Source organism: Paraprevotella xylaniphila YIT 11841, from assembly GCF_000205165.1.
GTDB classification, from domain to species: Bacteria; Bacteroidota; Bacteroidia; order Bacteroidales; family Bacteroidaceae; genus Paraprevotella; species Paraprevotella xylaniphila.
This window is the reverse complement of sequence record NZ_GL883837.1, coordinates 213,520-236,619: the sequence shown is the minus strand read 5'-3', so window position 1 is coordinate 236,619 and position 23,100 is coordinate 213,520. Positions and strand designations below refer to the sequence as shown.

Here is a 23,100-nt window from a genome sequence, read left to right as displayed (position 1 = left end):
GTTGTTACATTCCCATCTTTCTGAATTTCCTGATATGCGCCCAACGGTACAAGGTAAGGGTTAGGTTGAGTACCTTACGGGTTTTCAGCTTCCGCCAAAGGCGGAAATACGGTTTGTTCAAGATTCGGTTTTGGATATGGTATCGGTCTACGGCATCGATAACGTTAAAAATTTCGGGGTAATCCTGCTCTGTGATTTTTCTTTGCCATCTGAGACTGATTACATAGATATTCAGAGCCTTGTCGATAAAGTGTATTTGGTTGGCCTGTATGGTTGGGTTTTGATGAAATTGCCTGTCCAAGTGATGAATCATGAAATTGATTACTTTGCAAATGTGCGATAAGTTCCCCTTTATAGACTGCACACTGGTAGATTGTTCTTCTCTTCCTATGAAATAATAATAGAGGTATAAATCGAATATAATGAAGCTCTTGATGCGGTCTATCGGCAGAAAACAGTATTGGAAGTCGGTATAACATATACCTTCTATATGGCGCAGGTTTACCTGTCTTAGGATTTCTGTTTTGTAGGTCATGCTATGCATGTTGAATTCATCGCCATAGGTATGTTCGCTTATGTTGAAAGACGAAATATCATAAATCTTATTGTATTCTACATTGCGGAAAGGGAAGTGTGTCACGATATGACGATTATTTTTATCGATCTTATATTCCGTACGGAGTGTAATAAACAAGTCCGTATCGCAATTCTTTAATACATTTAAAAGTTTGGATAAAACCTCCGTATCCATCCAGTCGTCTGCGTCCAAGGGCCTGAAATATTTCCCTTTTGCCATTTGTAACCCTGCATTGATGCACGAACCGTAGTGGCCGTTTTCTTTGTTGATGATGCGGATTATATCCGGTCTTTTTTGCTGAAAGGCTTTCATAATTTCCAGGGAACGGTCTTTGCTACCGTCATTTACAACAATGACTTCCAATGTCGGAGGTATACAAGGGGCGGTTACGGATTCTAAACATTTGGTGAGATACTTTTCCATGTTGTAGGTCGGGATCACCAATGTGAGGAGTTTATATGGCTCTTGTGACATTCTGTTGTATTTTGTATGCTTATAGAGGTAAATATTCTATTTCCGGGTAGAAAGTCAGTCCGTCATGGCATCCTTTCTTTACTGCAGCTAAGAACTCTTGTTTGTGTCCGTCTTTACGGCGGTTGATTCTTCGTTTCAGGATACGAAGCTTATTCCATATCGACAGCCTGAACAAAAGTTTGTTCGGTTGTTCGCGGTGCTTAAAGTAGCAGGTGTTGCGGGTTTGATAGTAAAAACGTTTGGCCATATTGACCGGTGCCTGTTCGATATTCGGGTCGTACACGTCCGGGGTCTTGTGTACGACAATGCTTTGTTCTGTATAGTAATTTTTGAATCCGGCTCTTGTGATTCTGAGGGTGTATTCGATATCGTCGAACCAGATAAAGAACTCTTTGATGGGCAAGCCAACTTTGTAGACCGCACGGCTGCTGACCAAGACAGAGACGAAAGTGCAGACTTCGCAGCGGCAGGCCGTGATACCGTTGTTTTCGATGGTGTCCTTTTTTAGTCCTCCGGGCATATTGCGGGGATGAATGGTATTGTCGGTCCAAAGTACTTTGCTGCAAACGAATCCGATGTCATTGGACTGTGAGGCTGTTTGCATGAGGGCTTCCAAAGCTTCCGGAGAGGGGATGGTGTCATCATCCATCATCCATGTGTAATCTCCGCCGCCTAATGCGGATGTTTTTACGCCTAAAGAGAAACCGCCGGCTCCTCCGATATTCTGTTCCGTGCGGATGACTTGGAATTGAGGGCGTACAGCGTATGCTTTCAGGAAATCCTCCGTACCGTCTGTAGAACAATTGTCTATCACGATTACCTTGTGTATCGGATAGGTTTGCTTCTCTATGGCAGCCAGGCATTCTCTAAGTAAGGCCAGGCGGTTATATGTGACTACTACGCAGTTGACTTTCATGTTTCTTGTTTTTAAGGTTGTGTAAGATAAGTTTCAAGAATATGTCCGTAATATGTTTTCTTGCCCTCGACTGTGGTTTTGCAGAGAGGTATCTTGTAAGTTACCTTGTGGAAATCATACCGGGTACAGAATTCGTTCCATTTTTCTTCCGAGAACTCTTCATTCAGGCACTTGCCCAACGGTCCCATTTCTGTGATGGGTACTTTTTCGATCATATCGTGTACGGCCGGAATGTATTTACGAGCCATGGCAAATGTATAATCTAAAAGTAGATAATCAATTAGCTTTTTATGTTTCTTCCAATAACAGAGATGCATGTCAGCGATAAATGAGGGTAAAATATTACCTTTCCCGCAGGCCAAGAAGAAGCTGACCCATCCGCCTTGCGAGATGTTGTAGTAACGGGTATGGTGGTGGCAGCTCCAGAATTTATCTTCTGGATGGATAAATGTGCCGAGGTGTTTGGACGGTATCAATAGCGTACTGTCCATCCAGATTCCTCCGTGTCGAGCCAACAGCATCATACGCAGGATATCCGAGAAGTGGGTAAGGTCGATTTCGCCCGATTGTTGTTTTCGGATAATATAGTCGGGCATGTTCACGTAATCCTTGTAATTCTTTTCCGTAATGAGAATGACCGGGTGTCCGTCGGAAAACCGGTGCATGGCGTTGTAGCAGGCTTTTACGATGTCTGGCATTGCGTCCTCGCCCTGCCACCAACATGTCCATATCGGTGAACTCCCTGTAATGGGTTCGTATGCGGGAAGGTAATCCCTTGTGTATCGGGCAATTAACTCCTTTCCTCCTGCGCGGTATAGCAGATGGTGCATGATGAGTTGCTGTTTACGCCTGACGAAGAACTTTTCGATATGTTTGAAAAATCTTTTTATTTTACCCATGATAATGGCCTTTTGGACGATGGTTTCTGTTTTACAGGGATTCTAACCGGATATACTTGGCTTTTCTCATTCCTATATAAAAAGGTAACAAGCGGAAAAAGCGTTTGAACCTGTTCTTCACGCTATGCCATGGGCGTTCTCCTTTCCACGGGGTCAGATCCAGATATTGGAAATAAACATCCCGTAAGGGGTGTTGGCTGTCGTAGTTCCACGGCTTCCGGTTGGTGTAATGCAGGACGACCGGATGCCTTAATGTTTCGGCATGGGCTTTGCGCCATTCCGGGCTTATGGCCGGATGGTTGCGGTAAAATCCGTCTTGCACGTTCCATTGCAGACCCACTAACGTTTTATGCCGGTGCAACACACAGTTCAGCAGGTCTTGGTCATTGAATATGATACGTTCCGGATATGCACGGTAATAATCGACGCAAGCTTGGGCGATATGGTGTTCTCGCCAATATGCGAGGTTGATAAGGAGGACACCGGAATTAAAGTACGAGTCCTCGGCCGGATATTGCAGGATTTCGTAACGCTGCAGTTCCTTGCACCCGGTGTCTTCCACTACGGCTACTCCCGTATGAGCGTCTAAAGGCGTACGCCATAGCGGAGTGATGTCTCCTAGTATTACAATATCACAGTCCAAGTACAGTACGCGGTCTATGCTTTCAGGCAATAGGGCAGACAGGAAGCACCTGTAATAGGCGGCCAACGACAGGCGGTTGTGGGTAGCCCGGATGGTGAATCCTTCCAACATTTGTGCGTCTGGTATATAATAACAGGCTTTATTTTTATATTTTTCGGCTAAAGCTGTTAAAATGTTCCGGTCTGTTTCCGATAATTCCCGTGCAATAATATGTACGGTGAAGGTCTCTTTCGGGTTGTTTTCAAATAAAGAGACCAAGGTAACGGCACAATGTCGCACATAATTGTGGTCTATATTGCAAGCTATGTGAATCATCATATCCTCATTTTTTATTGTTGTCCCGAAAGCCGGAAGTATTTGTCCAATACCATCAGCGAAATCAGGTTTTCCCGTTCCTTGTCTTGGAACTGCCTGATGTATTCATGGGCATGGCGGATAATGTCTTCCGCTTGCTCCGGATGTTCGATATAATATTGCAGCTTCTCCGGTAAGTCCGAGAAATCCTCCTTCACTTCTACATAATGGTATCCGGCAACGAGCGTTCCTTCCATGAACCAAGTCTCGCAAGTCGGACGTGTCATGACGGCCAGTGAGTTGGACGACATGACCCATTTCAGGTTGGAAGCTACGTCGTTTCCTTCCAGGGCTATAATGAATTTATAATCCAAATGTTCGCGGATGGTTTTCTTTTCCCTCATCCATTCGTCCGGACAGCCTTCATTCCGCCCTACTACGCCGCAGTCGAACATCGGATGGTGGAAGAACATTTCCAAGAATTTTGTACGTACCCGGCTTTGGCGGATTTTTCCCCGAAAGATTGCCATGTCTTTCTTCTGCCGGAAAGGTATGGTGTCATGCACGAACATGAAATGGCGTAGTTTGTCCAACTTTAGTATCACGGAGTTACTATTGTCGCCGGTCAACAACCGACTTTTGACGATTGTGGGTGTGTCCGGAGTGAAATATACATCTCCTGGGCAGAAATTCCAACGGAAATGTTTGGGAAACCAACGGGTCACGTCGTGTTGGTCGAAAAAGTAAGCTGTATGGAACATTTTGCGGGTATAATCCCCTATTCGTCCAGTATAATAAATCCAACTACGTTCACGAGTGAGCCTGTTTGTGTCTGAGACGTGGAATGGTTGGTCCGTTTTGATGTAATAGTCCACGCGTTTGCGAATATAGTCGTAATCGGGATGTTTGGGCACTTGGGCGAGAAGTCCGCGCAACCGCTGCCGGAAAAAGGCATCCGGAATGGCTAATCCGGCAAAACCGGAAAGGAAATTAAGGAATTTGTTGGGCTTCCCGCTTTTTAGTTTATAAATGATGCTGTCTCCCATACATTAAGTAGGCATTTGCTTGAATATGGTATAATTACGGTTTTATCTCTTTTGAAGAGATAAACCGAATATCGGCAAAATTACATAATTAATTGATAATTACAAAGAAGTAAATGGATAAAAAGTATGCGAGAGTGTCTTTTTTTGCCTTTTGTTGAGGATAAACATATTACTAAATGACACCAATCTTTTGATTAACAATGGATAACGATATTCGGTTTATCTCTTCAAAAGAGAGCGATTATTAGTATATGAAGTTTTAATAAAGGTGGTTATGAGGTTGATAAAAATGACAGGTGGTTTGGGTAACCAAATGTTCATTTATGCCATGTACTTGAAGATGAGGGCTGTATTTCCAGATACAAGGATAGACCTTTCGGATATGGTCCATTATCGGGTACATTATGGGTATGAGATGAACAAGGTGTTTAATCTTCCCCGTACGGAGTTCCGTATCAACCGGAGTTTAAAGAAAATCATAGAGTTTTTGTTGTTTAAGACCATATTGGAACGGAAGCAAGGTGGTTCGCTTGTGCCTTACATCCGGAAGTATCATTGGCCATGGATTTATTTTAAAGGCTTTTATCAGTCTGAGGAATATTTTGCCGGTGTGGAAAAGGAGGTGCGCGAGGCGTTTGTTTTCGATGTTCGCCGGGTAAACAGAAAGAGCCTTTGTGCGATGCAGGAGATTATGGCCGACCCGGATGCCGTGTCCATACATGTCAGGAGAGGGGATTATCTTCAGGGGAAGCATTGGAAGTCGTTGGGGTGCATTTGTCAACGTTCTTATTACCTCAATGCCCTGTCCGAGTTGGAGAAAAGAATAGTCCATCCCCATTATTATGTATTTTCGGAGGATTTGGATTGGGTACGCCAGTACCTGCCATTGGAAAATGCCGTATTCATTGATTGGAACAAAGGGGAGGACAGTTGGCAGGACATGATGTTGATGAGCCATTGCCGCCATCATATTATATGCAATAGTACTTTCAGTTGGTGGGGAGCGTGGTTAAATCCGTCGCCGGACAAAATAGTGATTGCCCCGGAACGTTGGACGCAGACGACAAATAGTGCGGACGTGGTGCCGGAAAGCTGGTTGAAAGTCTCGATCGGTTAAGTGAATTAAATGAAGCGTAAAGTGAACCGATATATTATTCATAAAATAATCCGTGCCGTCCGGGATTTGCCGAGAATGTTCCTGAAACTTCCTGATCCCCGGTTGATAATGACGCTTCTGGTGAAAAATGAAGAGGAGTTATTGGAACGGAACCTGTTGTTCCATAAAGCTATGGGAGTGGATGCTTTTATTGTAACGGATAACAATTCGACAGACGGGACCTGCGGGATTATCGAAAAGTATCGTCGGAAAGGATGGGTGGTAGACGTGATAAGGGAAGCAGCTACGGGCTATGAACAAAAAGAGTGGGTAGACCGGATGATATGGAAGGCCAAGACGTCTTTCGGGGCGGATTGGGTGATTAATGCAGACGCAGATGAATTCTGGTATGCTCCCTCCGGGTCGTTGAAAAAAGAGTTAAGCGAATCTCGTGCCAATGTGCAGACTTGCGAGGTGAGAAGCATGTATCCCGAAGAAGACAAACCTTTTTGGCAATGGTCTAAGGCCGTACGGCCTGTAACCGACATAGAGGCGTATGATTTGTCGTTATACTCCTTGTTCGAACGCCAGAACCGTAAGGTAATTCACCGGACCGACGGTTACTTGCAAATCTCCATGGGAAACCATAAGGTGAGGATGTTGCCTCAATATGCAAAGTCCTCGGCGATTCGTGTTTATCATTATAATGTGCGCGGCCGTCGTCAGTTTATGGATAAAATGGTGAATGGCGGTGTACAATTGGAAGAACATAAGGGCAGGCATGGCGGTCGTCATTGGAGGTATTTTTACCGACTTTATAAGGAAGGTTTGCTAGAAGAAGAGTACGACCGGGTGATAGGGAAGCTGCATTTTGAGGAATTGTGCAAATGTGGATATATTTATGCGGACGAGACGATTCGTGATGTTTTCAATTCGATAAACTGATTTTTAATATGATGCATATAGCATTTGCCATAGACAGCCGGTTCGTTCGTCCTTGTGCGGTAACGATGGTGTCGGTTTTGCGGAACAATGTCCCGTATGAAATAGTATTTCATATCGTAGGATTGAATCTACATCAAGAGGATGTGGCCTTTCTGTCTGCGTTGTGCGACTCTTATGGTGCGAAAGTGTTCTTTTATGAAGTGGCGGAAGAAAAGATGAAGGGCTATGAAGTGACATGGGAGAAGCAGCGCTTGTCGAAAGTCGTGTTTTTCCGTTGTCTGCTATCTTCCATATTGCCGTTGTCCGTGTCCAAGGTCTTGTATTTGGATTGTGATGTATTGGTTTTGTCTTCATTGTATGGTTTATGGGAGACAGACCTTACGGGAGTTGCTTTGGCCGGAGTGCCGGATAGCTTTACCGTCAATCCGGTGCATTGTCGTCGTTTGCATTATGCATCGTCTTATAACTATTTCAACGGAGGGGTCTTGTTGCTGAACCTGGAGTATTGGAGAGCACATGGGGTGGAACGTCTGTGTGCGGAACATTATCGTATGTATCCGGACAGGATTGTCTATAATGATCAGGACTTGCTGAACAGTCTGCTTCACGAACGTAAAAGGCTTTTGGATATGAAATGGAACGTCCAAGAGGGCGCCTACCGCAGGCCAAAGGGTAAGTCGGCCGGTTGGGTCCCTCCCCATATCGAAACGATTACCCGTCCGGCCATTTTGCATTATTCCGGGCGCAAGCCTTGGCAGTACCACTGCATGCATCCTTTGCGACGGTTATATTTCGAATACGAGAGCCTGCTTCCCGGTGTGGAGAAGAAAAATGACGGGTGGGCGGTGCGTTTGCATCGTTTCGTCCACTTCTTGCCTTATGCCTTAGGAATAAAAAGCGAGAAATATATAGATATACGTTACTACGGTTCGAGCAAAAAAACACTTGAGGGTCAGTCTGTTCCGTTAATCAGCATTGTCGTACCGGTTTACAATGTGGAACGATATGTGGAGAAATGTATCCGTTCTTTGCGAGGACAGACGTACGGCCACATAGAAGTTATCCTGGTGGACGATGCTTCTACGGACGGTTCCTATGACGTGTGTAAGGCTGCAATAGGAGGAGACCCGCGTTTCAAGCTGATTCGTCGTCCGGTCAATCAGGGTGTTGCCGGGGCACGTAATCTGGGATTGTCTGTGGCAACGGGAGAACTCTTGGGTTTTGTGGACCCGGACGATTGGATAGAGCAGGATATGTATGCGCTTTTGTACGATGCCTATGTTGTCTCTGGTGCGGATATTGTGCTGTGCGGCTATTATTTGCATTTACAGAATGGAAATATTCAGAAGTGTGCTGTGGGAAAGAATGAACGTTGGGGTACGCGGGAAGCTTTGGAACTTTTATTCCAAGACCGGCTCATCAAGAATTATTTATGGAACAAACTTTATAAGAGGAGGCTTTTCGACGGAGTTTCGTTTCCTGTGGGTAGGACGTTTGAGGATATTTTGACGTTGCCTGAAGTGTTCGGACGTGCGAAGACGGTTTATGTGGCCGGAGATATAACCTATCATTATGTAGAGCGCCACAAAAGTATTGTCACCAAAGCTTTCCGACAAAACCAATGGGACGATTATTTATATGCGTTGGATGTCAAACACAGCCGTGCCAAGGCTTTAGGGCTTTGGAAGGATTCCGACCGGTTTCTGGCTAACATGTATCTACGTATTCTTGACCGTTCTTTAAGCGAAGACGGGAGCGGCAAGAAACGAAAGGTTTTGATGGAGTATTTGAGAAAGAATGTAAGTGGCGTTCCGTTGTTGACGAAGTCTCCTTATTTGGCTTTTCGCCGCTTCCTTTGCTTGCATCTCTTTGATTTATACAAGGGTGCCACCTTATTTTTCGCGAAGTTTAAAAAGAAATAATCATTTATTGTTATTGGAATCAGGATGGAAAATACCCCTTCGTTTGCGGTCACGGAAGGGCCGTTGGTGACATTGGTTGTACCCATGTACAACGTAGCCCCTTATTTGGAGCGTTGTTTGCGTTCATTGGAAAAGCAGACTTACCGGAACATAGAGGTCATAATTATGGACGACTGTTCCACAGACGGGAGTTTGGATATAGCCGGTGAGATGGCAGCGTCAGACATGCGTTTTAAGGTTTTCAGCATGCCCCGGAACTCTGGAGCCGGCGATGCGCGGCAGGCGGCCATAGAAAAGTCCTCCGGTGAATTCATCGGTTTTGTAGATGCGGATGATTATGTGGATATGGATTTTGTAGCGGTGCTTTATGGCCTGATAACAAAGACGGGGGCGGATGTGGCATGTTGCCAACATTATTTTTATGATGAGGAGCATCAGCGTTTGACTACGCCATGGGCTTATGACGATAAAGTCGTGTGCCTTTCCCCTGATGAAGCCATGCGTAAGATGAAAGGTTATGACCAAATGGATGAAGGGTTGTGGAACAAGTTATGCCGGCGTGAGATTGTTGTAAGGCATAGGATGGAGACTTTTCCCTTCGAGGACGCTTTTGTGTTATACAAATACGTTCCGGAGGCGGCGAGCGTGGCTTTGTGTTGTGTCCCGCTGTATTATTACTACCAACGAGACGGGTCGCTCATGCACACTGGTTATACGCCTTATAAGGCTTTTGCACGATATAAGTTGGAAATATTGAAAGACAAGGCTATCAGGGGAACGGACAGGTTGGAAACCGGAGTTGCCCTCTATTATATCCGGAAAGGCCTGAAGCTTTTGCGGGAGTTTGGGCTGTTGGAGCGATCAGCCGACGTTTCGGAAGCTTGTCGGGGAGTGTTGGAGTGTTTGCATGGGTTCGACTATGTCTCGGACACGGAGTTGGGTGTTAAGGGTTTGATTGCACGGCATTTTGTTTATAAACGTTTGTGGAAGTACTTGGAATTGAACAGGAAGTTTGTAGCGACGTTTCGGAAACGTAAGATGGAGAAAGTGTGCCACAAGTATTCATTGCAGACGATGGAGGTATTTCAGAAAGGACTGTAAAGGATTTGATTAAAGCAAAAAAGATAGTGGAATGATAAAGATAGCTTTGTGTACGGATACTTATTATATGATGGCTTGCGGTCCTTGTGTGGTTTCGATTTTTGAACACCACCGGAAGGTTCCTTGCCACATTTATGTGATAACGAAGGCTTTGCCACAAGTAGATGTGGAAGGGTTGGAAGAGATTGCTACCAGATATGGTGGGCTGCTGACGGTCAAGGTCATTGAGCCGGAGATTGTGCAAGGTTTGAAAGTCAGCGACAGGTTCAGGGAATCCATTTATTACCGTTTTCTTTTGCCGGATTTGTTTCCGGACGAGGAGAAGATGCTTTATATGGATTGCGATATTCTGGTAAACGATTCGTTGCAGGAACTTTGGAAGACGGACATAGAAGGTTATGCGTGCGCGGTGGTGGAGGATCAGGAGGCTGATGACATAACCTTGCAAAACAGGATTGGGGTGTATGGCGCGCCTTATTTTAACTCGGGGGTGCTGTTGGTCAATATGGGCTATTGGCGGAAGCATAATGTGGCATGCCGGTTGGTGGAGTTCATCCGGGAACATCCTGAGAAGTGCCTTTTCCCGGACCAGGATGCTTTGAACGTGGTGCTGCACGGTGCAGTGAAATACCTCCCATACGGATATAATTTTCAGGATTTATGGTATACGCGGGATTATCAATGGGTCAGGTTGCATGCCTCTAAATTCAAGGAAGTGGAACGATGGAAGGAGCATCCGGTCGTGGTGCATTTTGCAGGTGGAGGCAAGCCGTGGAAAAAGGATTGCAACCATCCTTTCACGCCGTATTATTTGGAATGTCTGGCCAAGACGAAGTGGACTGTGGCACGTTATAAGAAAGTAAGGGAGGAAACTACTCCTTTGTATGGAGGAAGTTCCAAAACCTCTCATAAATATATCAGGAGATTCAACCGCCTTTTGGCCGTTTTTGTCATTGAAACAATAGCTTTTGTCGTGTATTGGTTTTGTTCGGCGAGGTGATGGTATTTATTGCGCGAAATGTAAGTCCTAAAGCTCCGGATAATATTTATGGGATTCCGAAATGTAGCAAAATGACAAAGAAAAGTAGCGAGGCCGGTATGAAAAGATGTGTTCTGTATGTTTCTGAGCTTCTTAAAATGACATATTTTAATCTTTGTTTATGCTTTTTCACGCAAGAATGGGCATAACAGCGGATTAATCTCATGAAAGAAAAAAATCACTTGGCGCAGAAAACACTTTTTTTCTCCTCATATCGGGGCGAAGATGTCTGCCGGTGGTGGAATATTCGGGCGTAAAACGGGAGTTCATGTACAGTCTGGAGCTGATTTTTATGCTAGTTGACAGGCGGTAGTGCTCCAAAAACGGGAAGCACGATGTAATCTTGTGCTGCATATTTCCTGACACGTAGTCGGGAGGCGTGCGGGCAAATGGTTGGAGGCGATGTCGCAAAGCGGTGTTTTCCTTCCGGAAGGCATCAAAAAGTCAAAAGCCGGACGCGTGAGACTGCGTTATTTGCCGTCAGGGCGGCCGGCGGGCGGAAATGAGCGATTCTCATGATAGCGGGATTGTCATTTTGACATTTTGCAAACTCGATGCACGGATTAGGTTGTCCGGCTGTGGGGCGGTGGTGGCGCATGGGCCATGCAGACCGGATGAATGTGAGTAAAATATGATAAAAAACAACGTCGTGGTTGGTCACTTGGAGAGAAATGCCTACCTTTGCACCAATCCATTCATTTGAAATATATATGATTAAAGAATTTTTCTCCTTGCTCAAGCGGTATATGAAACCTTATCGTAAATATCTGACTTGGGCTGTCATATTGAATTTTTTATCGCAATGGCTTAACGTGTTTTCGTTTGCAGCCTTGGTGCCGATTCTGAATATCTTGTTCAAGATTGATACGACAAAGTATGAATACATGCCGATGGATATCCATCATTTGGATAAGGATGTCTTGGTCAATAACGGATATTATTTCATCAATTATATTATTGAACAGAATGGGGCTTTTGTCACTTTGATATTCATGGGGCTTATCCTGATTGTGATGACTTTGTTGAAGACTACGGGATATTTCGCGTCAGCAGCGGTGATGGTGCCTCTTCGTACGGGTATTGTCCGTGATATACGTATTGAAGTATATAATAAAGTGCTGAAATTGCCATTGAGTTTTTTTTCGGAGGAGCGCAAAGGGGATATTATTGCAAGGATGAGTGCGGACGTGTCGGTAGTCGAGAATTCACTGACCAGTTCACTGGATATGTTGATTCGTAATCCGATAGCTCTGGTGGTTTGCTTTATTACTTTATTTACCGTTAGTTGGCAACTGACGTTGTTCGTGCTAGTCATTCTGCCTTTGGCCGGATGGGTCATGGGGTCGGTAAGCCGTAAATTGAAAAGTCAGTCGGTGGTGGCTCAGGGGCAATGGGGAGACATCATGTCTCAGTTGGATGAGACCTTAGGAGGCCTTCGGATTATCAAGGCCTTCATTGCAGAGCGCAAGATGTCTGAACGCTTTGCCAAAATCAATAACGGTTTCCGGGATGCCATGAATGCGATGGTTATCCGTCAGAGTTCCGCGCATCCTATGAGTGAGTTCTTGGGTACTTGCGTGATAGTGATCGTATTATGGTTTGGCGGCGCATTGATTTTGAATCAGTATTCCCCGATAGATGCCGCTATGTTTATTTTCTATCTGGTGATTCTTTACAGTATCATCAATCCTTTGAAAGAGTTCTCCAAGGCTTTCTATAATATTCCTTTGGGTTTGGCCAGCATGGAACGTATTGATATGATCTTGAAGGCTGAGAACCATATCAAGGAGCCGGAAAAACCCTTGCCTTTGACTGCTTTTGAGCATGAGTTGGAATTCCGTGACGTTTCCTTTAGTTATATTGAGGGGCGGCAGGTCTTGAAGCATGTAAACTTGAAGGTGCAGAAAGGGAAGACGGTGGCTTTGGTAGGGCAGTCCGGGTCTGGTAAATCCACGATGGTCGATTTGGTGCCCCGTTATCATGATGTGGGTGAAGGAGCCTTGCTTATAGACGGGAAGAACGTGAAGGACGTATCTATTCCGGCCTTGCGTTCTCTGATCGGTAATGTGAACCAAGAGGCCATCCTGTTCAATGATACCTTCTATAATAATATTACGTTCGGCGTGGAGAACGCGACGATGGAGCAGGTTGTCGAAGCTGCCAAAATAGCCAACGCGCACGATTTCATCATGGAATCCGAGAAAGGTTATGATACGATGATTGGCGACCGTGGAGGCCGTTTGTCGGGCGGGCAGCGGCAGCGTGTCAGCATAGCCCGTGCCATCCTGAAGAATCCGCCGATATTGATACTGGATGAGGCGACTTCCGCATTGGATACGGAGTCAGAGCGTTTGGTGCAGGAGGCGTTGGAACGCTTGATGAAATCGCGTACGACCATTGCGATTGCGCACCGGCTCAGTACAATCAAGAATGCAGATGAAATATGTGTGCTTTACGAAGGAGAGATTGTAGAGCGTGGGACGCATGAAGAGCTTATTGCCCTCAACGGGTATTACAAGAAACTAAACGATATGCAAAGCCTCTGACGCATCCGGCCCAACTCGTGAGAGCGGTGGCTTGTCGGGATAAAAAGAGGTTGTATTTTAATTTATTGTGAAAAATATGGTGAATGATAAGGTGGTTCAAAAGGCTGGGAGCGGGAAAATACTTTCCATAGTAATACCAACCTATAATATGGAAAAATATCTGCCTGCCTGTCTGGATTCTGTGACCGATGAGCTTGTCAGCGATAGGCTTGAAGTCATAGTGGTGAATGACGGCAGTACGGACGGGTCTTTGGACATTATTCGTCGATATGAACAGAAAAGGCCCGATTTGATTAAAGTCATAGACAAGGCCAACGGACATTATGGTTCTTGTGTGAATGCCGGATTAGGAATTGCAACCGGAAAGTATTTCAAGATATTGGATGCAGACGATTGGTTCGATACTTCGGCGTTAGTGGAGTTTTTGCAGAAGTTGGAGACTTGTGATACCGATTTGGTGATAACGTTAAGGGTGGATGAGATTTTTGACAAAGACAAGAAGGTGGATGAAATCAAGCATTCTTTCTGTTCCGTGTTTAAGGACCATGTCTATCGGACGGATGAATTTTATATCCGTACGCATTCCTATGAAGCTGAATTTGGCATGAATGGCATGGCTTATAAAACTTCCCTTCTTAAAGAAATGAATTTCCGTTTGTTGGAAGGGATAAATTATACGGATACGTTGTATTGCTTTCTGCCCTATTCACGTGTGAAAGACTTTATTGTGTATGACTTGTATCTTTACCATTACCGTATGGGAAGGGAAGGGCAGTCGGTGGATACGGAGAGCCAGAAAAAGAATCTGATGCAGATTGTCCACATGGTGGAGGCTATGTTTGAAAAGATGGACAAGGAAAACGTGGGCAAGCATGTAAGGAAGAACCAGGCTTATTTTGTTGATGGAGTCGTAAATTTCTGCCTCCTCAGTCTGAAGATGCAGTCGAGGATACGGCCTTCGGATTATTCTGAATTCGAAAGCCTGATAAAACATATAAAAAACTATCGTGTACGCCATAAATTATTTAAAAAATGGTATTTAAAGTTATGGTGGGTTACGGAAAAGGCTGTAGTGTTGGATTATGCACTTAGATTTCATTCTTTTGTAAGTGTAAAATAACTATTAGTATCAATGGCGCCATTAATATCTGTAATTGTTCCTGTATATAAGGCCGAGGATACTTTGAGAAACTGTGTGGATAGTATCTTGAAGCAGACGAACCGTGATTTTGAGCTGTTGCTCATAGATGACGGCAGTCCGGATAGTTGCAGGGATATTTGTGACACTTATGCCGCAAAGGATGCCCGTGTCCGGGTATGGCATAAAGAAAATGGTGGAGTGAGTACGGCACGTAATTTGGGGCTTGAAGTGGCGTGCGGAGAGTGGATTGCCTTTGTCGACGCGGATGACTCCGTGGACGAGGGCTTTTTCGACGTCTTGAAAGAGGGGCTCGGTTACGATTTGGTGATAGGAGGGTACAAGACTCTTCCGAAGGGGGAGATATATTATAATTTCGAGGGGGCTTTTAAGGGCGATACGATGGGTGACTTCGTCGCCCGGCATTTATGGAATGGTTATGTTTGGGGAAAATTCTATAAAACCTCGATTCTAAGGGAGCACCGCATTGTGTTCCGTACCGATTTGGTCGTGTATGAGGACTTATTGTTCAATTTGGATTATATTCTACAGTGCAACAGCATCAAGTTGGTGCCTTTGTGCTTGTATCTTTATATGGATCCTCCCGGAAAAATGATTCAGGAGAAATATGCGCTTTTGCCGGACGAGATTAGGAAGATTTATGCACTTGTCGATGACAGGTTGGAGCGGTTGGCTCATAAGTTCCATTGTTGGCGTCCTGCATTTATCTTTGACTTTATTGAGCATTATCCGTTGGAGCGTCTTTTAAGGCAGGGGAGTGACGACGAACTGTACCAGTTGTATGTAGAGGTAAAAGGAAATGTGGATCGTTCGGTCTTTTACAACGATCGTATTGCGAGTCCTATTTTGCGTTGTATTTCCTGTATTAAGAAAGAATATATTGTCAGAAGGCATAGGGTGAGGGGGCGATTGTTGGCTAAAGCCTTGTCTTCTTTGTATGGAAGGGAACTGCTTCGGGTCAAGTACTCTTCATTCAGTAAGAAATTTCAGGCCATATTGATTACCTATCGTTTGTTTGGTCTGTTGGATGTTTATTTTGCAATCCGTTCTTTGGTGAACCGGTTTCGGAAGGTTTGATTCGAAAGTTCTTGGCATGAAGAAGGAGGTATCGTCAAGGGGACCGAAGAATGAATTTTCAGTCTGCGGATTTTGAGAGTCCCTTTTCTTCATATCGTTTGCCGGATAAAAAATAATCTCTAAATTTGCAGCGGTTATGGCAAAATGTTTATCCTATTTGGTGTTTGCTCTGTGCCTTTTTCTGTGGGACTCTTCTTTTTCCACTGCGGAGGGAGATATGGCTTGCATGCCTTCTGCTACCATAATGGGGGCGGGAGACGGTGTAGGGGCAGATACGAAATGCTGCGGAGAGGATAAGGAGATACGTGCAGGGTTTGGATGGGGTGATATTGGCTATGCACTTCTTTCGTGTCCAACTGGACACTCGATTCAGGTTACGCGTTCTTTCAAAGGACATACAGTTTTTGCCGGATGGAAGAATGGTGTGTGGCAGGTTGCAGCCTTGTGGCTGCCGGAGAGAGGAGAGAAGCTCCCAGATACATCGTTTTCCGGCAATGCCAAATTATATTTTGTATATACGTTAAGGCGTATCCTTATTTAAGACTTTCCTGTAAGAGATTGCAGAGAAAGTCTTTTTTATGGCAGCTTTTCGGCTGTTGGTTTTCATTTTATTATAAATAAGGATATAAAGTAATGGATTTTATAATGGATTTTATCCTGCACATCGACCATTATATGGTGGAGATGGTGCAGCAGTATCATACGTGGACTTATGCCATATTGTTTGCTGTTATTTTTTGTGAGACGGGGTTGGTGGTCACGCCCTTTTTGCCGGGCGATTCCCTGCTTTTTGTGGGAGGGGCCATTGCCGCTGTTCCCTCTGTTCCGCTCGATGTCAATTTATTGTTCATGATATTGTTTGCGGCTGCAGTCTTAGGAGATTCCTGCAATTATATGATAGGGCGTTTTTTGGGAAAGCGACTGTTTCATAATCCGGATTCCAGAATATTCAAGCAGAGTTATTTGGACAAGACTCATGAATTTTATAAAAAATACGGTGGGAAAACAATCATCATAGCCCGTTTCGTTCCCATTGTCCGTACGTTTGCTCCTTTTGTGGCCGGAATGGGGCGTATGCATTATTATTATTTCATGATATATAATGTCGTCGGAGGAGGGCTTTGGGTGGCATCGTTTTGCTATGCGGGTTATTTTTTCGGAGACTTGCCTTTCGTACAAGGCAATCTGAAAATTCTCATTGTGGCCATTATTGTGATTTCGATTTTGCCGGCCGTAGTGGAGGTGTTGCGAGAGAAACTGAAAAAGACGAAATAGAATTTAAACACTTGATTTTATGAAAAATTCCTTTTTTAACAGCTTCGTACCGAAGCAACCTAATTTTTTCTGTTTGCTGAAACAGCTTGCGGATATCTTGTCTGAGGCAGCCGATGTGCTGTCGGAGAGTGTGGAACAGGGTAAACCGGAAGAACGGGAGACATATTACAGACGGGTGAAAGAAGTCGAACGTAAGGGGGACATGGTGACCCATCAGGTGCTTGACGAACTGGAAACGACATTTATTACTCCTCTTGACCGCGAGGACATCAATGCCCTGGCCTCTGGCATAGACGATGTGATAGACTGCGTGAACAGTTGTGCCAAGCGTATCAACATTTATAATCCCCGTGCTTTGGGCGATAGTGCAATAGAGTTGTGTCATTTCATACAGCAAGAGGCTGCCTGTATTTGCAAGGCGGTGGAAGAACTGGATGTGTTCCGGAAGAATCCGGCTCGTTTGCGGGGGCTTTGTGTCGAACTTCATGATTTGGAGAATCAGGCAGACGATGTCTATGAGTTTTTTATCCGAAGGCTTTTTGAAGAAGAGAAGGACAGTATAGAGTTAATAAAGATAAAAGAAATCATGCAGGAACTGGAGCGGACAACCGATGCGGCCGAGCATGTGGGAAAGATTCTGAAGAATCTGATTGTGAAGTATGTATAAATGAAAGGCGAGAACCATGGAGTTATTATTGATTATCATTGTACTGTCTCTCTTGTTCGACTATATCAATGGGTTTCATGATGCAGCCAATTCGATTGCTACCATTGTGTCTACTAAGGTGTTGACTCCTTTCCAGGCTGTGTTGTGGGCTGCCGCTTTCAATTTTGTGGCTTTCTTCATTGCCAAATATGTTATCGGTGGCTTCGGGATAGCCAATACCGTATCGAAGACGGTCATGGAGGAATATATCACTTTGCCGATCATCCTGTCTGGTGTGATTGCCGCTATTATATGGAATTTGTTTACGTGGTGGAAAGGTATTCCTTCTTCCTCTTCCCATACGTTGATTGGTGGTTTTGCCGGTGCAGCTATCATGGCTAGCGGCTTCGGCTCTATCCAGTTGGATATCATATTGAAGATTGCGGCTTTTATTTTTCTGGCTCCTTTGATTGGCATGATAGTGGCGTTGGGATTCACGATTCTCGTATTGCACGCATGCCGGAAAGCGCATCCGCATACGGCCGAGGTGTGGTTTAAGAAGTTGCAACTCGTATCTTCGGCCTTGTTCAGCATCGGACATGGGTTGAACGATTCCCAAAAGGTGATGGGTATTATTGCAGCCGCCATGATTGCCGGTCATTCCGAAGGTGTAGGAATGGGAATACGCAGCATAGAAGATTTGCCCGACTGGGTAGCCTTTTCTTGTTTCACGGCCATCTCGTTGGGCACTATGTCCGGGGGATGGAAAATCGTGCGGACTATGGGGACGCGTATCACCAAGGTGATACCTTTTGAAGGGGTTATTGCGGAAACAGCCGGTGCTTTTACGCTTTATCTGACTGAATATCTGAAAATTCCGGTAAGTACGACTCATACGATAACGGGAGCCATCATCGGTGTTGGAGCCACTAAGAGGCTTTCGGCTGTGCGATGGGGCGTGACAAGGAGTTTGATGACGGCTTGGGTGTTGACGATTCCCGTGAGTGCTTTGTTGGCTGCTGCTGTCTATTGGGGCGTGACTTTATGGTTATAAATGCGGGATTGCTAATTGGGGAAAACATGTCAGTTTTCCCCTAATTGGTCGTATGAGGTTTGCAGGATAGCCATACCTTTTTCTTCACGTGCGCCATCGGGAGCAGGTTCGTTGTAGACCGTTTTTCGGGCCGCATTGTCGAAAATGGTCACACCGGTACTGTCCTTGAACATGAATCCGTCGCTGAACGTGGAGTAAGCGAAGGGATAGGTGTAGGAGTTCGAAAAGATATTGCGGCTGTATTTGAAATCTTGATGTGGCAAACCAAGTTGTCCGAGCAATGTGGCGGGCATGTCGCTTTGGTTCATTAAAGTGTGGATGACGGCCGGTGCTTTTATGGCTCCGCCTAACCATAGCATGGGGATATGGTAGAAGGTGGGCGACGTGACATTGAAAGTGGGTGAGCTGCCGTGGTCGGGCAGGCAGATGACCAACAGGTTGTTCCATACCGGGAGTTGTTTCAGACGGTCGATGAATTCACCCAAGCAATGATCGGTATAGGCAAAAGAGTTTTGCCGTTTGTCTTTTAACCGGTCGTAGGGGACTTCGAACGGTTCGTGGCTGCTGAGAGTCAAGAATCCGGTATGCCACAGTCGGTCGGCCGGTCGGGATTCGAGCATTTCATACAGCCGGTCGAATGTGTATTCGTCATGCGCGCCCCAGGAACTTGAAGTGCGTTCCTGTAGGCTGAAGTCCGTGTCACTGGTCAGGTGTTGGTAGCCCGTAGTCGTGAAATAACTTCTCATGTTGGTAAAGTTGATGTCGCCGCCGTAGAGGAAATCCGTTTGGTATCCTGCCTGTTGCAACGTACGGGCTATACCGGGTAAAAGGCGTGACTTGGCCGGGAGTTTCATGATGGAGGTGGTGGGGTAGCTGATATGTCCGCTTAACGTGCTGACCAGTCCGCGGTCGGTGCGGAAACTGTTGGCATATACGTTGTCGAAGAAGATGCCCTCACGAATGAGCCGGCTCATATTCGGTGACACGTTTTTAGCTCCACCCAGTTCTTCTATATATTCTCCTCCGAATCCTTCAAGGATGATGATGAGTATGTTGGGGCGTGTGGCGCGTAGCAGTTGCCGGGTGCAGTCCTCTGTCGAGGCCGGATAAAGCGGTGCATAGCAGGCAGCCCGTTTATGTTCGTCTAAATAATTGTATTTCCCGGCGAAGTTTTCGGATTTGTTCCAAGAGTACATCAGGCTGAAAGCCGGGTTTACGGCGGCATGGTTCATGTAGGTGTTTTCACTGAAATAAGCGTTGCCGATGTTCATGGTAGAGCGTCCTACCCCTCCCCGTATGGCCAAAAAGATAAGGCCGCCTAATAGTACGTATGTGAAATTGTGAAGCAGCATTTTCAGGTTAATGGGCAAAACAGGAAATGTTTTGGGCGTAAGGCGGATGCAAGTCCATGACAAGAGAACGGAGAAGACCGTGATCCAAAACAGGCGCATGACGACATAGCCGGTGGAGACACTGGCCATAGCCTGTTTGGGAGCGTCCATGTAATTGAAGATCGTGGCGTCGAGCTTGAATTTCCAGAATGTGTAGAGTGATGTGTCTGCCACGCAAATCAGCGAGAGCAGAATGGCGATAAGGATGAAATAAGGGCGTAATACGACTTTGGCCTTCATGCGACGCATCCAAATGCTGAGCCATACGACGAGGAATGGGAAGATGAGCAAGTATCCCGTTGTAGAAGCGTCCAGGCCCAACCCGTGGACGATGACTTGGAACAGGTCGCCAACCGGCAAGGGGGCGTTCAAATAGACGAACACGATTTTCTGCAACACAAAGAACAGCAGGAAGGCTAAAAACAATTTAATAAGGTAAGAAATACGTTGTTTCATCATTTTTCTTTTTTAGGAGACATAGGTGGAGATGATTATTTTCTGCCGAAATCGGCCGGGACTTCACCCCATCGTTCCGTTTCCCATTTCAGGATGGGAATGTCTGTTTTGTGGGTTCTGAGCCAGATCTCAGCCCGTTCTATCATCTGATAGAGTGCTTCTGTACGGGGGGTGCGTTCCAATTTGGTCTTGCAACGCTTTTGCTTGACCCAACCAATGGCGTTCCGGCTGTCTGAGAAAACCGGCATCCGGATACTTTTCTGTTCCATCAGAGCCAAGGCATGTACAATGGCCAGAAATTCACCGATATTGTTAGTGCCGTACACCGGTCCGAAATGGAAGACGGTTTCGCCTGTACGGAGATAAACGCCTCGGTATTCCATTGGGCCAGGATTACCACTGCATGCTGCATCGACAGCCAAGGCTTCTGCCGGGACTTCGGGTGGAAGGGGTAATACGGTGTCGTGCCGATAAGACGGCACGTCTGTTGGTTTGTTTCCGGAAACTACCGGAGCGGTAGTCTTTTTTTTCTGGATATAAAGATAAGGAGAGGTGTTATAAGCTCTTTCGGCTTCCTCTTGGGTGTCGAAAGATTTATAAATGGCTCCTTCGAAGCCATTGATTTGCAGTTTGCAGTCAGTCCAGGACGTGTAAATGCCCGGACTGACTCCATGCCAAACTACATAGAATTTCTTTTTCCCCATCGCAAGAGGAGTTTTTTTACATGCGTTCAGGCACTTCTATGCCCAACAAGCCCATGCCCGTACGTATGATTCTGCTGATTTCGGCAGACAGTACCAGACGGAACGTTTTCTTGTTTTCGTCCTCTTCATGCAAGATGCTGAAATCGTGATAGAATTGGTTGTATTCTTTCACCAAGTCGTAGCAATAGTTGGCAATGCAGCTTGGATTATAGTCGGAACCTGCTTGTTTTACTACGTTCGGGAAGTCGGCCAACATTTGAATCAAGCTGATTTCTTTTTCGCTCAAGTCCGTTTGGGCTGACAACGTTTCAGGGATGGAGATGCCTGATTCGGAAGCTTTGCGCAGGATGGAACGGATACGTGCGTACGTATATTGGATGAATGGTCCGGTATTTCCGTTGAAATCGATGCTTTCAGCCGGATTGAACAACATGTTCTTTCGTGCGTCTACCTTTAATATAAAGTATTTCAAGGCTCCCAAACCGACAATCCGTGCAATCTCATTGGCTTCGTCCTCGCTCAAATCCGTAAGCTTGTTGATTTTGTCTTCCGACATCTTGCGTGCGCTGCCTATCATCTCTGCCACCAGGTCATCTGCATCCACGACCGTACCTTCGCGGCTTTTCATCTTGCCGTTAGGCAGTTCCACCATGCCGTATGAGAAATGTACAAGGTCTTTTCCCCATTCGAAACCGAGTTTGTCCAATAAAATGGAAAGCACTTGGAAGTGGTAGTTTTGTTCGTTACCTACCACGTAAATCATTTTGTCTATGGGGTAGTCGCGGAACCGCAGTTTGGCTGTACCGATATCTTGTGTCATGTAGACGGAAGTACCGTCGGAACGGAGCAGAAGTTTCTCGTCCAATCCTTCCGGAGTCAGGTCTGCCCATACGGAACCGTCTTCTTTGCGGAAAAACAGTCCTTTGTCAAGCCCTTCCAAAACTTTCTCTTTACCTTCGAGGTAAGTCTCCGATTCATAATATATCTTGTCGAAGCTTACGCCAAGGGCTTTATAGGTGACATCGAAACCGGCATAGACCCATTCGTTCATTTTACGCCAAAGGGCACGGGTTTCCGGGTCGTTGTTTTCCCATTTTACCAACATTTCACGGGCTTCCTTGATGAGCGGGGCTTCATTTTTGGCTTCTTCCTCGCTCATGCCCCCTTCCATAAGTTCCTTGATTTGTTCTTTGTAGTGTTTATCAAAAGCCACATAGTAGTCACCAATGAGGTGGTCGCCTTTGATGCCGGTACTTTCCGGAGTGGCACCGTTTCCGTATTTCAGCCAGGCCAACATGCTTTTACAGATATGTATGCCGCGGTCGTTTACGATATTGGTCTTCACCACGCGGTTACCATTGGCTGCCATGATGTTGGCCAAAGCGCATCCTAACAGGTTATTGCGGACGTGTCCCAAATGCAAAGGCTTGTTGGTGTTGGGTGAAGAGTATTCTATCATGACCAACGGTGAATGGTCGGTCGCTTCGGTCAGGCCGAACTGTGCATCTTGATGGATATCGGTGAGCAGACCAATCCAACTGGCCGGAGCAATTACAAGGTTCAGAAAGCCTTTGACGGCATTGAAATCGGCTACGACGGAAGGGATTTCCGTTTTCAAGAAATGGCCAAGCTCCTGGGCTGTGTCTTCCGGTTTTTTACGAGATATTTTCAAAAAGGGGAAAACGACTAATGTCAGGTGCCCTGCAAATTCTTTTTTTGTCTTTTGGAGTTGCACTGTTTCGGGAGCTATGTCCTGTCCGTATAAAGTCTTGATGCCGAGAACTACGGCTGATACGATTTTATTTTCTATCTCCATAACCTTGTTTTTACCTTATTATTC

20 protein-coding genes are annotated in these 23,100 nt (G+C 45.6%); 12 read left to right on the top strand and 8 right to left on the bottom strand.

The window, feature by feature from the left end:
• Positions 1-4: 4 nt before the first annotated feature.
• From HMPREF9442_RS06535 to HMPREF9442_RS06515, 5 genes are read right to left on the bottom strand one after another with little or no spacing between them, the layout of a single operon-like run.
• On the bottom strand, positions 5-1,051 hold the full coding sequence (locus tag HMPREF9442_RS06535) for a glycosyltransferase family 2 protein (RefSeq protein ID WP_008626638.1): 1,047 nt from the start codon (positions 1,049-1,051) through the stop codon (positions 5-7).
• Positions 1,052-1,070: 19 nt separating this feature from the next.
• The gene (locus tag HMPREF9442_RS06530; RefSeq protein ID WP_008626636.1) at positions 1,071-1,967 is read right to left on the bottom strand and encodes a glycosyltransferase family 2 protein; all 897 of its coding nucleotides are present in this window, start codon (positions 1,965-1,967) and stop codon (positions 1,071-1,073) included.
• Positions 1,968-1,978: 11 nt separating this feature from the next.
• Positions 1,979-2,866, bottom strand: a complete 888-nt coding sequence (locus HMPREF9442_RS06525; RefSeq protein WP_008626634.1) for a capsular polysaccharide synthesis protein — start codon at positions 2,864-2,866, stop codon at positions 1,979-1,981.
• A gap of 31 nt (positions 2,867-2,897) precedes the next feature.
• The gene (locus tag HMPREF9442_RS06520; protein ID WP_008626633.1) at positions 2,898-3,827 is read right to left on the bottom strand and encodes a glycosyltransferase family 8 protein; all 930 of its coding nucleotides are present in this window, start codon (positions 3,825-3,827) and stop codon (positions 2,898-2,900) included.
• Positions 3,828-3,838: 11 nt separating this feature from the next.
• The gene (locus HMPREF9442_RS06515; RefSeq protein WP_008626631.1) at positions 3,839-4,849 is read right to left on the bottom strand and encodes a glycosyl transferase family 90; all 1,011 of its coding nucleotides are present in this window, start codon (positions 4,847-4,849) and stop codon (positions 3,839-3,841) included.
• Positions 4,850-5,123: 274 nt separating this feature from the next.
• Between HMPREF9442_RS06515 and HMPREF9442_RS06510 the strand changes: the two genes are divergently transcribed.
• The 12 genes from HMPREF9442_RS06510 to HMPREF9442_RS06455 all read left to right on the top strand — a co-directional run bounded on the left by HMPREF9442_RS06510 (position 5,124) and on the right by HMPREF9442_RS06455 (position 18,709).
• Positions 5,124-5,966: an alpha-1,2-fucosyltransferase gene (locus HMPREF9442_RS06510; protein WP_008626629.1), complete on the top strand. Its 843-nt coding sequence runs from the start codon at positions 5,124-5,126 to the stop codon at positions 5,964-5,966.
• Positions 5,967-6,041: 75 nt separating this feature from the next.
• Positions 6,042-6,890: a glycosyltransferase family 2 protein gene (locus tag HMPREF9442_RS06505; protein ID WP_338117938.1), complete on the top strand. Its 849-nt coding sequence runs from the start codon at positions 6,042-6,044 to the stop codon at positions 6,888-6,890.
• 8 nt (positions 6,891-6,898) lie between these two features.
• Positions 6,899-8,812 carry a glycosyltransferase gene (locus HMPREF9442_RS06500; protein WP_008626626.1) on the top strand — a complete coding sequence of 638 codons (1,914 nt, stop codon included), beginning with the start codon at positions 6,899-6,901 and terminating at the stop codon, positions 8,810-8,812.
• A 24-nt stretch (positions 8,813-8,836) separates the two neighbouring features.
• Entirely contained in the window at positions 8,837-9,913 is a 1,077-nt protein-coding gene (locus HMPREF9442_RS06495; protein ID WP_008626624.1) for a glycosyltransferase family 2 protein, read from the top strand.
• Positions 9,914-9,944: 31 nt separating this feature from the next.
• Positions 9,945-10,913, top strand: a complete 969-nt coding sequence (locus tag HMPREF9442_RS06490) for a glycosyltransferase family 8 protein (protein WP_008626622.1) — start codon at positions 9,945-9,947, stop codon at positions 10,911-10,913.
• A gap of 749 nt (positions 10,914-11,662) precedes the next feature.
• The gene (locus tag HMPREF9442_RS06485) at positions 11,663-13,498 is read left to right on the top strand and encodes an ABC transporter ATP-binding protein (protein ID WP_008626619.1); all 1,836 of its coding nucleotides are present in this window, start codon (positions 11,663-11,665) and stop codon (positions 13,496-13,498) included.
• 76 nt (positions 13,499-13,574) lie between these two features.
• Entirely contained in the window at positions 13,575-14,618 is a 1,044-nt protein-coding gene (locus HMPREF9442_RS06480) for a glycosyltransferase family 2 protein (RefSeq protein WP_008626618.1), read from the top strand.
• Between the two features lie 12 nt (positions 14,619-14,630).
• Entirely contained in the window at positions 14,631-15,734 is a 1,104-nt protein-coding gene (locus tag HMPREF9442_RS06475) for a glycosyltransferase family 2 protein (RefSeq protein ID WP_008626617.1), read from the top strand.
• Between the two features lie 136 nt (positions 15,735-15,870).
• Positions 15,871-16,275: a hypothetical protein gene (locus tag HMPREF9442_RS06470; RefSeq protein WP_008626616.1), complete on the top strand. Its 405-nt coding sequence runs from the start codon at positions 15,871-15,873 to the stop codon at positions 16,273-16,275.
• A gap of 92 nt (positions 16,276-16,367) precedes the next feature.
• The gene (locus HMPREF9442_RS06465) at positions 16,368-17,009 is read left to right on the top strand and encodes a DedA family protein (protein WP_008626615.1); all 642 of its coding nucleotides are present in this window, start codon (positions 16,368-16,370) and stop codon (positions 17,007-17,009) included.
• Between the two features lie 19 nt (positions 17,010-17,028).
• Complete coding sequence (locus HMPREF9442_RS06460) at positions 17,029-17,676, top strand: DUF47 domain-containing protein (RefSeq protein ID WP_008626614.1); 648 nt, start codon at positions 17,029-17,031, stop codon at positions 17,674-17,676.
• Positions 17,677-17,692: 16 nt separating this feature from the next.
• Complete coding sequence (locus HMPREF9442_RS06455) at positions 17,693-18,709, top strand: inorganic phosphate transporter (RefSeq protein ID WP_008626613.1); 1,017 nt, start codon at positions 17,693-17,695, stop codon at positions 18,707-18,709.
• A 29-nt stretch (positions 18,710-18,738) separates the two neighbouring features.
• On the opposite strand, the gene HMPREF9442_RS06450 is transcribed toward HMPREF9442_RS06455, so the two are convergent.
• The 3 genes from HMPREF9442_RS06450 to argS are packed head-to-tail and all read right to left on the bottom strand — an operon-like array spanning position 18,739 to position 23,076.
• The gene (locus tag HMPREF9442_RS06450) at positions 18,739-20,556 is read right to left on the bottom strand and encodes an LTA synthase family protein (protein WP_040602741.1); all 1,818 of its coding nucleotides are present in this window, start codon (positions 20,554-20,556) and stop codon (positions 18,739-18,741) included.
• Positions 20,557-20,591: 35 nt separating this feature from the next.
• Positions 20,592-21,260, bottom strand: coding sequence for a ribonuclease H1 domain-containing protein (locus HMPREF9442_RS06445; protein ID WP_008626609.1), 669 nt, complete (start codon positions 21,258-21,260; stop codon positions 20,592-20,594).
• Between the two features lie 16 nt (positions 21,261-21,276).
• Positions 21,277-23,076: an arginine--tRNA ligase gene (gene argS / locus HMPREF9442_RS06440; protein ID WP_008626607.1), complete on the bottom strand. Its 1,800-nt coding sequence runs from the start codon at positions 23,074-23,076 to the stop codon at positions 21,277-21,279.
• Positions 23,077-23,100: the final 24 nt, after the last annotated feature.

What these genes read in the sequence shown, in the direction of transcription:
- HMPREF9442_RS06500 (WP_008626626.1), top strand. Translation starts at nt 6,899, where the DNA reads ATGATGCATATAGCATTTGCCATAGACAGCCGGTTCGTTCGTCCTTGT.
- HMPREF9442_RS06480 (WP_008626618.1), top strand. Translation starts at nt 13,575, where the DNA reads ATGGTGAATGATAAGGTGGTTCAAAAGGCTGGGAGCGGGAAAATACTT.
- argS (WP_008626607.1), bottom strand. Translation starts at nt 23,076, where the DNA reads ATGGAGATAGAAAATAAAATCGTATCAGCCGTAGTTCTCGGCATCAAG.
- HMPREF9442_RS06495 (WP_008626624.1), top strand. Translation starts at nt 8,837, where the DNA reads ATGGAAAATACCCCTTCGTTTGCGGTCACGGAAGGGCCGTTGGTGACA.
- HMPREF9442_RS06450 (WP_040602741.1), bottom strand. Translation starts at nt 20,556, where the DNA reads ATGAAACAACGTATTTCTTACCTTATTAAATTGTTTTTAGCCTTCCTG.
- HMPREF9442_RS06510 (WP_008626629.1), top strand. Translation starts at nt 5,124, where the DNA reads ATGAGGTTGATAAAAATGACAGGTGGTTTGGGTAACCAAATGTTCATT.
- HMPREF9442_RS06465 (WP_008626615.1), top strand. Translation starts at nt 16,368, where the DNA reads ATGGATTTTATAATGGATTTTATCCTGCACATCGACCATTATATGGTG.
- HMPREF9442_RS06490 (WP_008626622.1), top strand. Translation starts at nt 9,945, where the DNA reads ATGATAAAGATAGCTTTGTGTACGGATACTTATTATATGATGGCTTGC.
- HMPREF9442_RS06530 (WP_008626636.1), bottom strand. Translation starts at nt 1,967, where the DNA reads ATGAAAGTCAACTGCGTAGTAGTCACATATAACCGCCTGGCCTTACTT.
- HMPREF9442_RS06520 (WP_008626633.1), bottom strand. Translation starts at nt 3,827, where the DNA reads ATGATGATTCACATAGCTTGCAATATAGACCACAATTATGTGCGACAT.
- HMPREF9442_RS06475 (WP_008626617.1), top strand. Translation starts at nt 14,631, where the DNA reads ATGGCGCCATTAATATCTGTAATTGTTCCTGTATATAAGGCCGAGGAT.
- HMPREF9442_RS06505 (WP_338117938.1), top strand. Translation starts at nt 6,042, where the DNA reads ATGTTCCTGAAACTTCCTGATCCCCGGTTGATAATGACGCTTCTGGTG.
- HMPREF9442_RS06535 (WP_008626638.1), bottom strand. Translation starts at nt 1,051, where the DNA reads ATGTCACAAGAGCCATATAAACTCCTCACATTGGTGATCCCGACCTAC.
- HMPREF9442_RS06470 (WP_008626616.1), top strand. Translation starts at nt 15,871, where the DNA reads ATGGCAAAATGTTTATCCTATTTGGTGTTTGCTCTGTGCCTTTTTCTG.
- HMPREF9442_RS06485 (WP_008626619.1), top strand. Translation starts at nt 11,663, where the DNA reads ATGATTAAAGAATTTTTCTCCTTGCTCAAGCGGTATATGAAACCTTAT.
- HMPREF9442_RS06455 (WP_008626613.1), top strand. Translation starts at nt 17,693, where the DNA reads ATGGAGTTATTATTGATTATCATTGTACTGTCTCTCTTGTTCGACTAT.
- HMPREF9442_RS06515 (WP_008626631.1), bottom strand. Translation starts at nt 4,849, where the DNA reads ATGGGAGACAGCATCATTTATAAACTAAAAAGCGGGAAGCCCAACAAA.
- HMPREF9442_RS06460 (WP_008626614.1), top strand. Translation starts at nt 17,029, where the DNA reads ATGAAAAATTCCTTTTTTAACAGCTTCGTACCGAAGCAACCTAATTTT.
- HMPREF9442_RS06525 (WP_008626634.1), bottom strand. Translation starts at nt 2,866, where the DNA reads ATGGGTAAAATAAAAAGATTTTTCAAACATATCGAAAAGTTCTTCGTC.
- HMPREF9442_RS06445 (WP_008626609.1), bottom strand. Translation starts at nt 21,260, where the DNA reads ATGGGGAAAAAGAAATTCTATGTAGTTTGGCATGGAGTCAGTCCGGGC.